This window comes from Lysinibacillus sp. UBA5994 (assembly GCF_002429725.1).
GTDB classification, from domain to species: Bacteria; Bacillota; Bacilli; order Bacillales_A; family Planococcaceae; genus Lysinibacillus; species Lysinibacillus capsici.
On the sequence record NZ_DJAU01000035.1, the window covers coordinates 57,099 to 71,625 of the forward strand.

The 14,527-nt window shown below is 36.6% G+C and carries 12 protein-coding genes and 1 riboswitch; of the genes, 3 read left to right on the top strand and 9 right to left on the bottom strand.

The window, feature by feature from the left end:
* Positions 1-130 precede the first annotated feature (130 nt).
* The 3 genes from B3D98_RS12150 to B3D98_RS12160 form a co-directional block, all read right to left on the bottom strand.
* Positions 131-1,534, bottom strand: a complete 1,404-nt coding sequence (locus B3D98_RS12150; RefSeq protein ID WP_288583210.1) for a SpoVR family protein — start codon at positions 1,532-1,534, stop codon at positions 131-133.
* A gap of 44 nt (positions 1,535-1,578) precedes the next feature.
* Positions 1,579-2,736, bottom strand: a complete 1,158-nt coding sequence (gene yhbH, locus B3D98_RS12155) for a sporulation protein YhbH (RefSeq protein ID WP_048394843.1) — start codon at positions 2,734-2,736, stop codon at positions 1,579-1,581.
* Positions 2,737-2,975: 239 nt separating this feature from the next.
* Positions 2,976-4,871: a PrkA family serine protein kinase gene (locus tag B3D98_RS12160; protein WP_039884612.1), complete on the bottom strand. Its 1,896-nt coding sequence runs from the start codon at positions 4,869-4,871 to the stop codon at positions 2,976-2,978.
* Positions 4,872-5,083: 212 nt separating this feature from the next.
* On the opposite strand from B3D98_RS12160, the gene B3D98_RS12165 reads away from it, so the two are divergent.
* Both B3D98_RS12165 and B3D98_RS12170 read left to right on the top strand, forming a co-directional pair.
* Complete coding sequence (locus B3D98_RS12165; RefSeq protein ID WP_288583211.1) at positions 5,084-6,079, top strand: M23 family metallopeptidase; 996 nt, start codon at positions 5,084-5,086, stop codon at positions 6,077-6,079.
* Positions 6,080-6,341: 262 nt separating this feature from the next.
* Positions 6,342-8,036: a methyl-accepting chemotaxis protein gene (locus B3D98_RS12170; RefSeq protein WP_115674550.1), complete on the top strand. Its 1,695-nt coding sequence runs from the start codon at positions 6,342-6,344 to the stop codon at positions 8,034-8,036.
* 56 nt (positions 8,037-8,092) lie between these two features.
* Here B3D98_RS12170 and B3D98_RS12175 read toward each other — a convergent pair whose 3' ends face one another.
* From B3D98_RS12175 to B3D98_RS12200, 6 genes are all read right to left on the bottom strand, one after another.
* Complete coding sequence (locus tag B3D98_RS12175; protein ID WP_054548995.1) at positions 8,093-8,767, bottom strand: hypothetical protein; 675 nt, start codon at positions 8,765-8,767, stop codon at positions 8,093-8,095.
* A gap of 137 nt (positions 8,768-8,904) precedes the next feature.
* Positions 8,905-10,395 (bottom strand): sodium:solute symporter family protein, encoded by a 1,491-nt coding sequence (locus B3D98_RS12180; protein WP_048394850.1) that lies wholly within the window; start codon positions 10,393-10,395, stop codon positions 8,905-8,907.
* 21 nt (positions 10,396-10,416) lie between these two features.
* Positions 10,417-11,169 carry an SDR family NAD(P)-dependent oxidoreductase gene (locus B3D98_RS12185; RefSeq protein ID WP_009374257.1) on the bottom strand — a complete coding sequence of 251 codons (753 nt, stop codon included), beginning with the start codon at positions 11,167-11,169 and terminating at the stop codon, positions 10,417-10,419.
* Positions 11,159-12,910, bottom strand: a complete 1,752-nt coding sequence (locus B3D98_RS12190) for a methyl-accepting chemotaxis protein (RefSeq protein WP_288583212.1) — start codon at positions 12,908-12,910, stop codon at positions 11,159-11,161. The genes B3D98_RS12185 and B3D98_RS12190 overlap by 11 nt, the downstream gene beginning before the upstream one ends.
* 105 nt (positions 12,911-13,015) lie before the next feature.
* Positions 13,016-13,101: riboswitch (cyclic di-GMP riboswitch) on the bottom strand.
* 202 nt (positions 13,102-13,303) lie between these two features.
* Positions 13,304-13,498, bottom strand: coding sequence for a hypothetical protein (locus B3D98_RS12195; protein ID WP_004225659.1), 195 nt, complete (start codon positions 13,496-13,498; stop codon positions 13,304-13,306).
* 141 nt (positions 13,499-13,639) lie between these two features.
* Complete coding sequence (locus B3D98_RS12200) at positions 13,640-14,134, bottom strand: DUF1456 family protein (protein WP_103118849.1); 495 nt, start codon at positions 14,132-14,134, stop codon at positions 13,640-13,642.
* Between the two features lie 184 nt (positions 14,135-14,318).
* Here B3D98_RS12200 and B3D98_RS12205 point away from each other — a divergent pair, with 184 nt between their 5' ends.
* Positions 14,319-14,522: an alpha/beta-type small acid-soluble spore protein gene (locus tag B3D98_RS12205; protein WP_004225662.1), complete on the top strand. Its 204-nt coding sequence runs from the start codon at positions 14,319-14,321 to the stop codon at positions 14,520-14,522.
* Positions 14,523-14,527: the final 5 nt, after the last annotated feature.

The following is a 14,527-nucleotide window of genomic DNA, read 5'->3' on the forward strand; positions in this document are numbered from 1 at the left end:
ACTGGAAAGCAAGTAGCCTGCAACCGATTGTTGACCTTTCACAAAAATACTATTGATGGTTTTGTTTTTTGACACGATGAAAAAACTTCTATCTGCTTGATGGTACCCTCAACAGATAGAAGTTTTTTTATTATACATTGCGTTTATAATTTTTTGTGCCGTCATATGAATAGAGCATCGGCTTTTTATCGACATAGGTTTCTAAATGAACAGGACGTCCCCATAGCTGGTAAATATAAGGTAATACATTTTCTAAATAGTGTGGATCTAACTCCATCCCTTCATAGCCATGAACTAAATATAGCTCGCCATTCCGCAAATAATCACCATTTTTTACAACAATATATGGGAAGCCTCCGTTTACACGCATGGATACGAGTTGATCGCGAACTATCTCATGATCCTTATCCGTTATACGGTATTCATTCCCTTTCTTTTGGAACAAGTACAAATCTTCACGCTTCGCTAAATCCTTTGTTAAATAGTTTCGAATAAAGGAAATATCTGATTCTACCTCTCTTACCTCAAAAATCTTTTCACGTCCCGTATTTGGCAAAACACCTAACCGTTTCATTTCCTCGGTAGGATTATTATAGCGATTTTCAATATCCTCGAAAATTTTAATCCCAAGATAATATGGATTAATCGATGTTTTGGAGGGCTGCACAACCCCCGCATTTAATTTGGCATATTCGATAGTTTCAGCAGTAGTTAACTTTAGCTCCCTCATGATTCGTTGATGCCAGAATGAGGCCCAACCCTCATTCATTATTTTAGTCTCTAATTGAGGCCAAAAATAAAGCATTTCCTCTCGCATCATTGTTAATATATCTCGTTGCCAGTCTTCCAATTCACGGCTATGTTCCTCTAAGAATAACAACAGGTCCTTTTCTGGCTGAGGAGGAAATTGCTTTAATCTGCGTCGAATTGGTTTATAAACTTTTTCTTTTTCTTCTATACTCCATAAATCATCATACGGTGATTTTGTTGGTGGTTTTTCCTCCTCAAGCTCATCCTCTTCACTCCAGGATAGCTTCGGTCTTAAAATTGACGGATCAATATGTTCTTGAATAGCTAAAACAGCATCTAAAAACTGCTCCACCTCATCCTTGCCATACTCTCTCTCATAGCCAGCTATTCGCTCCGCAGTTGCGGTCATACTTTCTACCATATCTCTTCTTGTATTAGAAAAACGTATATTATTTTTGAAGAAATCGCAGTGTCCTAGAACATGGGCAATAATCAATTTATTTTGGGTTAAAGTATTGGTATCGAGTAAAAATGCATAGCAAGGATTTGAATTAATGACAAGCTCATAAATCTGACTAAGTCCTAAATCATATTGAAGCTTCATTTTATGAAATTGTTTTCCAAAGCTCCAATGGGAAAAGCGCGTGGGCATACCGTAGGCGCCAAATGTATAAATAATATCTGCTGGACAAATTTCATAACGCATTGGATAAAAATCTAAGCCAAAGCTTGAGGCAATTTCGGTAATTTCATCTATTGCACGATGAAGCTCTTTTGTGTCCATTTTACGCCCCCTCCTTTGAACGTGGTGCTGAGGATACTTCCATGTTACTCTTCACTTTTCTTGAAAAAGCTCTTTAAGGCGTCATACACATCGCCTTTTTTTCTCAGAATATGGTATCTGAATTTAGGATCATCAATTTTTTTATACGTATACATAAGCGTTGAGAAACGGTTATGCTGATTCACCTCACCATAGCCAAACATGCTGGATACATCCATTAACTCTCCTACTAACTTCAAGCACTTTTCATTGTCCATCGATATATTTTCACCATCTGAAAAATGGACAGGATAAATATTGTAGCGAGACGGATGATATTTATCCTGAATTAATTCCAATGCCTTTTTATAAGCTGAAGAACAAATGGTTCCACCACTTTCGCCCTTTGTAAAAAACTCCTCTTCTGTGACAACCTTTGCCTCAGTATGATGAGCAATAAATTCAATTTCTACTGTTTCATATTTTGACCGTAAAAACTTCGTCATCCAAAAGAAGAAGCTTCTCGCACAATATTTTTCAAATGCGCCCATTGAGCCACTTGTATCCATCATGGCGAGCACTACTGCTTTGGATTCTGGCTTCTCCACTTCATCCCATGTTTTAAAACGTAAATCGTCATTGTGGATTGGCGTTATTTCTGCTTTCCCATGCATTGCATTGCGCTTTAATGCATTTAAAATGGTACGCTTTTTATCGACATTACCCATGAGTCCTTTTTTACGAATATCATTAAACTCTATTTTTTCTGTTTTAATATCTGCCTTTTCTTTTTGCTGTAAATTAGGTAACTCTAGTTCATGAAATAAAACATTTTGAATTTCCTCAATACTGACTTCCGCTTCATAATAATCTTGGCCAGGCTTGTCACCCGCTTCTTTTCCTTTACCTGGAGCCTGATTGGCCTTACTGCCATCCCGCGCTACTACATCTCCAACACTACTATCCCCTTGTCCCTGCCCTACATGCTTAGAGTTATCATAGTTATATCGAATTTTATATTCATCAAGTGACCGAATTGGTATCTTAATAACCTCGCGACCATTGGACATCACAATACTTTCTTCGCTAACTAAATCAGGTAAATTATTTTTAATCGCATCTTTCACTTTTTCCATATGGCGTTGTTGGTCCTGGTGCCCTTTACGATGGAGGGACCAATTTTCCTGAGAAATGACAAAGCGTTTATTTTCGTGTTCAGTCATTTTTATCCTCACCCATCTATCAAATTCGCTTTTTCTATACTATGCTTGTGAGCTAAATTTTTGAACTTTTTTCATAAAATCAATTGTATATTTATCAATCACGCCTCAAACGTCCAGATTTTTTTCGACCATGCTCTAAAGTATCTCTTCAAAGTCTCGGACATCTTCTCCTCCTGATAATAAAAGGAGTGCCCTAAAAATGGGACACTCCTATCTTACTTGGAACAATGAACATCAAGTTATCGATTGAGCAAACTTCCTACATACTGTAGCAACTCATTTGCTGATGTTGTATTATAGCCATGTTCATCAACAAGCCTTGCCACAACCTCATTAATCTTCTTCAGTTGAGATTCATCTGGCATTTTAGAAGAAGTAGTAATTTTAACGATATCTTTCAAATCTGCAAATAATTTCTTCTGAATGGCTTCTCGCAATCTTTCATGAGAATTATAATCAAAACGTTTACCTTTTCGTGCATAGGCAGAAATTCGAATGAGAATCTCTTCACGGAATGCCTTTTTAGCATTTTCTGAAATGCCAATTTGCTCCTCAATCGAGCGCATTAATTTTTCATCTGGATTCATTTCTTCCCCAGTAAGTGGATCATAAATTTTATTTTTATTACAGAATGCCTCTACATTATCAAGGTAGTTATTCATCAATGTTTTTGCTGATTCCTCATAGGAGTACACAAAAGCCTTTTGTACTTCATTTTTAGCAATTTCATCATATTCTCTACGAGCAACCGCAATGTAATTCATGTATTTTTCACGATCCTCTTGAGAAATCGATGCATGCTGATCTAACCCATCCTTCAATGCTCGTAAAACGTCTAATGCATTTATCGATGGTATCTCTTTGCGGATAATAGCAGAAGAAATACGGTTAATAATATAGCGTGGATCAATACCGTTCATGCCTTCATTCGGGAACTCTTTCTTCAGCTCCTCTAAGTCAACGGAATTAAATCCCTCCACATTTTCTCCGTCGTACAAGCGCATTTTTTTAATTAGATCCACACCTTGTTTTTTCGGAACTTCCAAACGAGTGAGAACCGAAAAGATTGCTGCGGCCTTTAAAGCATGCGGTGCAATATGGACATGGGACATATCGCTCTCTTTTATCATCTTTTCATAAATATGCTCTTCCTGACTAACTTTGAGGTTGTAGGGAATTGGCATAACGATAATTCGAGAATGTAATGCCTCATTCTTTTTGTTCGAAATAAATGAACGATACTCTGTTTCATTTGTATGAGCAACGATTAACTCATCTGCACTAATTAAAGCAAATCTTCCTGCTTTGAAATTTCCTTCCTGCGTTAATGATAATAAATTCCATAAGAATTTTTCATCTAGTTTTAGCATCTCCTGGAATTCCATCATTCCTCTATTGGCCTTATTCAGCTCCCCATCAAAGCGGTAAGCACGAGGATCTGACTCTGAACCAAATTCACCAATTGTAGAAAAATCAATACTTCCTGTTAAATCTGCAATATCCTGTGATTTAGGGTCTGATGGTGTAAATGTCCCTATACCCACACGTTTATCTTCTGAAAAAGTAATACGTTCAATCATTACATTTTCAATACGTCCATCGTATTCCTTTTCAAGACGCATTGTATTTAAAGGCGATAAACTTCCTTCAATTCTAATCCCATATTCCTCAAAGAACTCATTACGCAAATGATGTGGAATTAAATGGAGCGGATCTTCATGCATTGGACATCCCTTAATTGCGTAAACTGCACCTTCATCTGTTCGCGAATATTGCTCTAATCCGCGTTTTAGTAAGGTAACGATAGTTGATTTACCACCACTAACTGGTCCCATTAATAATAAAATACGTTTTCTAACATCTAACCTGCGTGCTGCTGGATGGAAATATTCCTCCACCAGTCTTTCAATTGCTGTTTCAAGCCCAAAAATTTCTTGTCCGAAAAATTTGTACATTTTTTGCCCATCGCGTTCCTCTACACCAGAACTTTTTATCATATTGTAGACGCGTGAATGGGCTGTTTGAGCAACTTCAGGTCTTTCCCTAATGATGTTTAAATAATCTGCAAATGTCCCTTCCCACTTCAGCCTGTTTTCTTCTTCGCGATAGTTTTTCACTTTATCTAAAATGTTAATAGCCTTCCCTCCATTCAGGGCTTGATTTATAACATAGTATGAAGTTAATGGCATGATGATACCATTACTTTTTCTTTGATGAAGTTTCTTCTTATTATTTCTATTTTTGGGGGCAAAAAAATTGCCGATATATCAACTGTTTTCATACATAGAACCTTACTGAATGAAGATAAAAATTTCGGTTATTCTAACGTTAGAAAGGAGGTCCATCATTGCATCGCCATTTTATATTTCTTTTCACATTTTTATTTTTAGGGATTATGCTGTACCCATCTGCCTCTTTTGCAAAGGAGGATCTTACAGAAGAAGAAATTTTACAGCAGCGTATGTCCTATTATGTACAATTCGATGAATTACTCATTCCATGGCATTTTTTAGCTGCTATCGATCAGTATGAGAGAAACCTACAATTAGTTCGTAAAGACATCCCTAAACGAGAAGGCTATTTGGCTATCCAATTTTCTGATGAATACTGGTCAGGTGCATTAAATCCTGTAAAGGAAGACACTTCTCCTGAGACAATTAGCTATTTCGGAGGAATGGGCCTTGACGGTAATCATGATGGAATCGCTAGTCCAAAGGATGATGAGGATGTCATTTTTTCGATGGCTAGTTATTTAGGGAAATTTGGAACAACAGATGAGGATTTTAAATTAGCATTATGGGAATATTACGGAAGCGAAGAAGCAGTCAATCAAATATTTACCATCTCCACATTGTACAGACATTTTAAAACTATAGAACTTGATGCACATACCTTCCCGCTAAATATCCGCTCTGATTACAGTTACAGGGGCACTTGGGGCGCCAATCGTGGTTGGGGTGGACGCCGTATTCATGAGGGAACTGATATTTTTGCCAGCTATGGAACGCCTGTATTATCTACCTCTTATGGAATAGTGGAGGTAAAAGGATGGAATCAATTTGGTGGCTGGCGTATTGGTATTCGCGACAATCATAATTCCTACCACTATTATGCCCACCTCGGTAGCTATCATAAGGAAATTGAAGTAGGTACAATTGTTAAACCTGGTACTGTTCTTGGCTATGTTGGAAGCTCTGGATATGGGAAAGAAGGTACATCGGGCAAATTCCCTCCACATCTCCATTATGGTATTTATAAATTTAATGGAAAAACTGAATGGGCTTTTGACCCTTATCCTTCCCTTCTACAGTGGGAACGCCAGGCGAAAAATCAAAAACAATAGAGAATCCTTTACTTATGGCACTTGAAGCATTTTGCTTCAGGTGTATTTTCTTTCTATATAGGAAATTCTACATAAACATATAAATTAGTTGTTAGACATCTATATATATTTAACTATTAAGAAAAGGAAAATAATTATATCATTGTACTAAAAAACTATTTTTAAATATTTCTATCGAAAGGCTTATTAATACACATAATTAGTTATAAAATAATACTTGTGTTGAAAAAATTTCTCAATGAGATAGTAAAGGGATGGGAAAATGAAAGGCATTATCAAGTTTAAAACACTTAAAACACGAATTTTAAGTGCATTTATTCTTTTGTTAGTTTTAGTAGTTAGCTTTACAACCTACACTTACAATTCCAATACAAATATGGAAAAACAGGCAAAAGATTTAGTGAAAGAAGATTTAGTTGTTTTAAATGCAAGTAAAAATTTAGCACTCTCTATGAGTGTCCGTCTATCTGCAGCGTTAAATTATGTGTTGACAGGCGACGAAAAATACAAAGAATCATTTGATGAGTATCGCAAAATGGCTGAGGAAAATAATGCTATTCTAGACAAATATGAAAAATCAGATGAACGCGATCAACTTGTAGCAATCGCTCGTGATTGGAGTACCCTTGTCAATACAGAGGTATTTGATATCTACCAAAAGGGCAATAAAGAATTAGCTTTAGAAAATTTAATGGATACACATGAACTCGTAACGAAAGTGCGATATGGTTACGAAAAACTGGCAGATGAACGAGCTAAAGCCATTACAGATGTCGGTAATGATGTTGTATCAACTAGCTCTGAGAATCGAACAATTGGTATCGCCTTTAGCTTGATTCTAACTATAGCTGGTATTCTAATTGCCTTTATCACAGCCAGTACCATCTCTAAACCTGTTACAGTAGTAGCCGACCGGATGAAAGAATTAGCAGATGGAAATTTGCAACTAGAGCCTCTGCCTGTAAAAGCCCGAGATGAAATTGGAACATTAATGGTAGCAGCCAATGACATGAACGAAAAATTAAAACAAACGATCCAGTCTATCTACTCGGTTTCTGAAACAGTAGCAGCTAGTAGTGAAGAACTTGCTCAATCATCGAATGAGGTACAAGCAGGTACTGAGCAAATTACAGTAACGATGCAAGAGCTGGCATCTGGTACAGAAACACAAGCATCTACCACAGGTGATTTGGCAGAAACAATGACAGCATTTAAGCGTAGCATTCATGAAACTACACAAGAGGGCATTGAATTAAGCGAACATTCTAGTCATGTTCAAAAATTAACGGTTTCAGGGAAAAGTTTAATGGTGCAATCTACCAAACAAATGGCTACAATAAATGAAATTGTATTAGACTCTGTGAAAAAGGTAGAAAATTTAAATGAACAGTCTGCCGAAATATCCAAGCTAGTGTCAGTTATCGATGATATTTCAAACCAAACAAATTTACTTGCATTAAATGCAGCAATCGAAGCAGCACGAGCAGGTGAGCATGGCAAGGGCTTTGCTGTTGTGGCAGATGAAGTCCGAAAGCTTGCTGAGCAAGTACAGTTCTCTGTCACGGATATTGCAACAATTGTCCAGCGTATTCAAGGTGAAACTGGCAATGTAACATCTGCCCTTCAGACTGGCTATGAGGAAGTAAGAAGAGGAACCACACAGCTCGATGAAACTAATGAAACATTTGAAAAAATTTCTGATGCTGTTGGGGATATGATAGTTAATATTTCAACGATTACAACGAATTTAAATCAGCTTGCTCAAAATTCGGAAACCATTAATGCTTCTATTGATGATATGGCCTCCATTTCACAGGAATCCGCTGCTGGCGTTGAGCAAACAACAGCAACTGTTGAGGAAACCGCCGCTACAATGGATGAAATCGCTAGAAGTGCAAATCAGCTTGCTGGAATGGCCGAAGAGTTAAATACGCAGCTACAGCAATTTAAAATTTAATCATCTAAACAACAAAGGCTATCTCAAATTTTTCTATTTTGAGATAGCCTTCTCTCTTATTGCCAATGACTTATTGGCACTCGTTCCAGTTCATGACGTTTAATAATAACACTTATCTTTTGAAACCATTTCTCACAAAGCTCTATAGCTTCTTTATAGTCATCCTCCTCTTTTGATATTGGATCTTCACTATTATCCATGAACATATATTCTTGAATAGGCTCTGATAAATGATCTACTACTAACTTTAGCGATAGCTGTGAAATTGTATCTTCTTCTACCTCCTCTTCTTCTATTTCATCTGCTTCAGCAAGTAAGGAACCACTCATTAGATGATTCTTTGTTCTAACCGTAAATACTTCATCTTCCATGATGGCAACCTCATATATTCTGTTAAATGGAACCTCTATAATTTTTAGTTCTTCGTCTAAAGCTTCTCTTCGGGCGAAAATAAGCATGTTTGTCTGTTCATTTAACAGTAAAGCATTTAAAGCATCATTGGAAACTGTACATTGTGTATGAGGAATAGCCATTATCTCCTCCTCACTAGCTTCCGTCATGGCTGTCAAAGTTTGTATGGCAATATAACGCTCTTTTAAATAACGGATACTCCCTAGACCGACTAAAGCCAGCCCGATTAAAAAAAATAGTTGCTTAATAATGACTAATTCAATGGCATTTGCTAGATAAAGATAGACAATCCCTAATAAAATGAAGAAAATATTTTTCATCCAATTCCCGCCTTTATCAAGATAATCACTAGAAAAATTCAGATGATGTACTAGCAATAGTATTCTTGATTCTATCGTTTCATTCTAATAAAAAACACGAATTCATTGAACTTTACAATGAATCCGTGCTTTTGCTTTTAACGACCAATTAGCTCTTCTTTACTACTTACGTCGTCTAATGTTTTATCTTTTTCTATTTTATGCATCTCAAGAACATGCTCAGATGGCGGAACGAGTATGCTCACCACGACAATTGTGATACCAGTTATAACAACACCTGAAAATACAGGAGCCTGCCATAATTCATTTAATAGACCTATGAAGCCTTCTGATTGGATTGTCAGACTAGGTACGAATGTTAGTGATGTAACAATGTAATAAACTAAGCCAACGGAAATACTTGCCCAAACTGCTGGTGTACTGACACGTTTCCAAAATGGTCCTAAAACGATTGGCCAGAATATTGTTACGAATATAATATCCCAAGCTAAATAAGCTAAATCAATTACTTTTTGGAAGCTTACAGCTAGCACTAAACCTAATAAAGCACTAGCTAGAATAATAGATCGCGAAAATCTTAATAGCTTCTTAGGATCAGGATTGTGATTAATAAAATCTAAATAAATATTCTTTGTCACAATCCCTGAAGTCGCTACATAACATGCAGCTACTGTAGACATCCCCATGGCTGCCATGGCTGTTAAGAAAATAGCTGCTAATAAAGGAGGAAAATAACCTTGTGCAAAGGTAAGCATCAATGTTTCTGGGTTTGTGCTTTCAGGATAAATAGACTTAAAGGCTTCCCCTAGCATCCCTGGAATCCAGCTAATTGCAATGACAATAATACCAGCAATAATCATGCTTCGTTGTGCCACCCGTGGACTTTTTGCAGCAGCTACCCTCTGCCCAAGGTCAACTGCAGGGATATCTCCAAGTGCTAGTACAAGATACAAAGTCCAGAATTCTGCTCCTGCCTTCTCAAATAATGTACTGATATTCCACCACTCGGGATTAAATGTAACGTCTGGATAGTAAAACAAAATAAAAATGGTAATACCCAAAATACCTGCCACTGCAAGCGCACCTTGTACGATTTCAGTATAGGCTACTGCCCATAAACCACCAATAACTGAATAAATAGCCGTTAGCGATACAAATAGAAGCGCCGCAGGTATAAAATCAATTTGCAACAATTGCTGAATAATATACGTTCCACCAACTGTTAACGCCGCTGCATTAAAAACTCCAAAAGCAATTGCCATAACAACCCCTGTATAGGCTCCTAGCTTTTTACTGCCATAGCGTAAACCGTAGTAATCTGCTAATGTCCAGCCCTTTAAACGTCGTAATGGCTTTGTCCAAATGAGTGCTCCAAGAATCATACAAGTCCCTAAACCACCCATTGTTGCCGAACCTTCAAAGCCACCACTTGTATAGCCAGAGCCTACCGCTGCAAAAAAGAAGGGAGCTGCTAATAATGCAGCGACTAAACTACCCGTGACAACGGATAAAGGCATGCTCCAGCCAGCAACAATTAAATCCTCGGCTGTGTTGACACGCTTATAGCCTTTATAGCCAATATAATAGATAAATAATAAGTATAAGCAAAAGATAATAATATTTAACATTATTTACTCCTTCGTTTTCCATTAACCGTTCATTACGACCCCACCATTTGGCGTTAAAATTTGACCTGTATAGAAGTCAGCATGATTAGAGGCTAAAAATAATACACTTTTCGCAATTTCTTCTGGTTGTGCTAAACGTTTTAATGGATATTTTGCGGATTCTTCCTCCACATAGTTATCGCCAAACTCTTGTAGAATGTCCGTAAATGTTCCACTAGGAGCAACTGCATTGACAAGTATAGAAGGTGCTAATTCTCTTGCTAAAGCCTTTGTAAAAGCATTAATAGCACCCTTTGCAGCTGAATAATGCGTGAATTCTTCACAACCCAAGCTACCAATATCAGATGAAATATTGATGATTTTTCCTGTATTACGTTCCTTCATTCTTTTTGCTGCTTCACGGCAATTATAGAAACAGCCATATAAATGAACTTTAATCATACGATCCCACTGCTCATCCGTTAAATCTGTAATGCTGGAACCCTGTGCAAATCCAGCGTTATTTACAAGAATATCAAGATTCCCGAGATGCTCGTCCATAAATTGATGCATCGCTTGTACTTCTTGAGAGTTAGAAACATCTGCGTGGAATATTAAAGCTTTCACACCCAACTTTTCTGCTTCTGCACGTACAGCTTCTGCCTCTTGCTCATCCCCAATATAATTAATTAAAATATTGGCTCCATGTTGCGCAAAGCCTAAAGCAATTGCTTTACCGATTCCTTTACTAGAGCCTGTAATTAAAACATTTTTTCCTGTAAAATTAATGTCCATTATGATTATTCTCCAATTTGAATTTTGCCACTAGACCTTGCAGCTCTTCTGCTGTTTTGCCCAGTGATGAAGAGGCATCCTTTACTTCCTGCATGGTAGATAATTGCTCTTGTGTAGAATTCGAGACATTTGAAGAGAACTCTGCTGACTGCTCTGCAGATTGTTTAATATTATTAACAGATGCCGCCACTTCTTCTGAGGATGCAGAAATTTGTTGTGAGGCTGCTGAAATTTCACGTATTTGGCTAGCTACTTCTTCTGAGGAAGTAAGAATTTCTTTAAAGATTTCGCCTACTTCATTGGTAAATGCCATCCCTACCTTAACATCCTCTTTACCTTTCTCCATAACCGTGATAGAAGCGTTTGAATCAGACTGAATAGAACTAATTAAATTGTAAATTTCTGTTGCTGATTGAGAGGATTGTTCAGCTAAGCGTCTCACTTCATCCGCAACAACGGCAAAGCCTTTACCGTGTTCACCTGCTCGTGCCGCTTCGATCGCAGCATTTAAAGCTAATAGATTTGTTTGATCAGCTATAGCAGTAATTAAGCTAACAATTTCACTTATTTTTTTAGTATTAACATGTAGTCCATTAATGGTTGTCCCTATTTGTTCAACAGAATCATTAATTAACTCCATTTGAGCAATAACTTGTTGTACAACTTCATTGCCTCGTTCAGAAGCCTGTGATGCTGAAATAGAGGATTCCGCAGCTACATTTGCAGAATCAGCAATTTGCTGAATACCTGTTGCCGTTTCTTCCATAGCAGCAGCTGTTTCCTCTGTCATGGTCATCGAGGCCTCAGCATTTTGTGTAATTTGATTCATGTCTAGTGCAATATTTGTTGAGCTGTTATAAGTTTCACCAGCATGTACCGTTAATTGATTGGCTGCTGAAGAAACGTGATTGGATGTATTGCGTATGTTTAAAATAATATGTTGCAAATTAGCCACCATTGTACGAATGGATTCAGATAATTTACCAATTTCATCCTTTGATGTCTCTAAATCCACATCTATTAATTCACCATTTGCCACTTGATTGGCAACGTTCACTACTTTTTTCAGTGGCTTTAATAGTCGATCTATAATTATGTAAACTAAAACTAATAAAATTAAAATGCCGATAATGGCAATGACAATTTGCTTAATCACACTTGTTTTAATAATCGTATTGATATAATCAGCGGAGTAATCAATCCCTAATAGGGCAATCAGTTGGCCATTATCATCTTTAATAGGACTAAAAACCGTTCTCCAAGAACCAAAAGGATCCTCGAAAATATCAGTTACCTCTGTACTATTATTTTCAATAGCTAATTTTGCTGTTTCTACATGTTCATCCGCTAAATCAGTAAAAATTTCACCGGCTTCATATACTTCATTTAGATTAGAGGTATAGCCAATTGGATTGACGCCACCCTCATCCTTGACATCCCAAATATAACTCCAGCTCATAATACCTTGCTGGTCCTGAATCATATCAAGTTGCTTTTGGATCTTTGTAAACTTTGCGTTTGTTTCCCCTTTTTCGGACAGCAAATCTTTTACTTCATCACTGTCTAAGTTCATAGCTGTTAATAAACCAACACTTTTTAATTCTTGCTCCAAATCCACATTCATCCGATTATTCAATTCACTAATACTTTGCGTCGTAATAATAGCGATAAGCAGTAATACAACGATAGAGACTGTTAGTAAAAGCTTATTTTTTAATGATGTGTTTTTTAACAACTTCATTTCCCCTTTTCCTCCTTTGAACTTTACTTGCAAAAAAATGCCTATTTCAAAAGAAATAGGCATAAAAGAACAAAAACTAGAATGAGAATGATACAACTAGCACTCTTTTGCAACCCAGCCGCCATAGCATTTATTGCCTTAGACCTGTAGCTTTGCGTCTTTACTTTTCAGTAAATTTGCCTATATTTCCCTACCAAAATTAACACAGTAGGTAAAAGTAGTCAATGCTCTCTACTTAAAACATACATATTTTATACTAGCTGTTCCTTCATTAATAATTATATAAATTACTTAATTATGATTCATCTATTGAACAAAATAAAACAGCTACAACCTCAATTAGCGTTGTAGCTGTCCACTTTCAATTCACTTACCCCTAAGTGTTTGAATAAATTATACGTTTTGTGTGACAAGTAATACGGAAGGTATAAAGGATAACGCAAACATAGCGATATACCATACGGAAGTACGACGTAATGAAAAGCGTACTTTTTTTCGTTCCGCATAAAAAATATCTAACATAACTGCAACAATAAAAGGCATTGTAATACATGCAATAGCTACTAATAAGATGTCAAAATAAATCATACAAGCACCCCTTTGTCTGTGAACATTTTTCATCTTTTTTGTGAACATTTTGTGATAATTTTATTGTACACAATTTCGTCACAAATTGTCAACGAGTTTTAAAGAAAAAAATGGCACTTTATGATTGATATCCATTGTGCATTATGCTCTATATTTATATGTTAGGCCCCTTAAAAAATTTCGTACGAATGAATCGCCACACTCTTTATAATTACGATGACTTGGATTTCTTAAAATAGCACCTAATTCACCTTTTGTAACTTTAATGCCGCCGTCATATAAAATCTCAAGCATCTCCTCAGTTGTTAAAGCTAAAGCAATTTTTACTTTCTTTAGCAGCATATTATTTGGGCTTTCTTTACCTGACACAGGTAAAGGTCCAACAGCCTGTCCTTCTCTTGGTTTCTGAGGCCCGCGTTTAAAAGTAATTAATCCATTTAAAAATGCCTCTAACATTTTATTATTACATTTGATGTATTCCTCTGGCGCTTCTTCCTCATCATTAATCTTAATCAGCATATTTAATACTTCTTCCTTTGTATAATCCATGCCACCAAGTTTAAAAATTTCTACCATATCTACATTTTTTATATCGAACGCATAGCGTAAACGAATTAAGATATCATTATTTGTCATTATATTTCCTCCTTTAATTAACCTTATATAGTAAAGAGCCAGGCTTAATTATAACAGAGAGTTTGCTGATTATTGCTAGCTTTCCACAAGTTGTTGTTGTTAGCAAATAGCGTGTGCATTTCCTACTTTTTAAATGTATGAAAAATTTAATCGCAACCATTCTAAGGTCAAGGAGGTGAGAACAATGGCTAACAATAACCGCAGTTCAAATAAACTTCTAGTACCTGGAGTACATGAGGCTGTCAATCAAATGAAATATGAAATTGCACAAGAGTTTGGCGTTCAGCTTGGGCCAGAAGCATCTTCTCGTGCAAATGGTTCCGTTGGAGGAGAGATTACAAAACGTCTTGTTGAAATCGCTGAAAAACGTTCAAAAGGTTTATTATAATTAAA

Excerpts from the sequence above, each read along its gene's own strand:
- B3D98_RS12150 (WP_288583210.1), bottom strand. The coding sequence starts at position 1,534 with ATGGACACAAAAGAGCTTCATCGTGCAATAGATGAAATTACCGAAATT.
- B3D98_RS12170 (WP_115674550.1), top strand. The coding sequence starts at position 6,342 with ATGAAAGGCATTATCAAGTTTAAAACACTTAAAACACGAATTTTAAGT.
- B3D98_RS12190 (WP_288583212.1), bottom strand. The coding sequence starts at position 12,910 with ATGAAGTTGTTAAAAAACACATCATTAAAAAATAAGCTTTTACTAACA.
- B3D98_RS12195 (WP_004225659.1), bottom strand. The coding sequence starts at position 13,498 with ATGATTTATTTTGACATCTTATTAGTAGCTATTGCATGTATTACAATG.
- B3D98_RS12205 (WP_004225662.1), top strand. The coding sequence starts at position 14,319 with ATGGCTAACAATAACCGCAGTTCAAATAAACTTCTAGTACCTGGAGTA.
- yhbH (WP_048394843.1), bottom strand. The coding sequence starts at position 2,736 with ATGACTGAACACGAAAATAAACGCTTTGTCATTTCTCAGGAAAATTGG.
- B3D98_RS12175 (WP_054548995.1), bottom strand. The coding sequence starts at position 8,767 with ATGAAAAATATTTTCTTCATTTTATTAGGGATTGTCTATCTTTATCTA.
- B3D98_RS12185 (WP_009374257.1), bottom strand. The coding sequence starts at position 11,169 with ATGGACATTAATTTTACAGGAAAAAATGTTTTAATTACAGGCTCTAGT.
- B3D98_RS12180 (WP_048394850.1), bottom strand. The coding sequence starts at position 10,395 with ATGTTAAATATTATTATCTTTTGCTTATACTTATTATTTATCTATTAT.
- B3D98_RS12200 (WP_103118849.1), bottom strand. The coding sequence starts at position 14,134 with ATGACAAATAATGATATCTTAATTCGTTTACGCTATGCGTTCGATATA.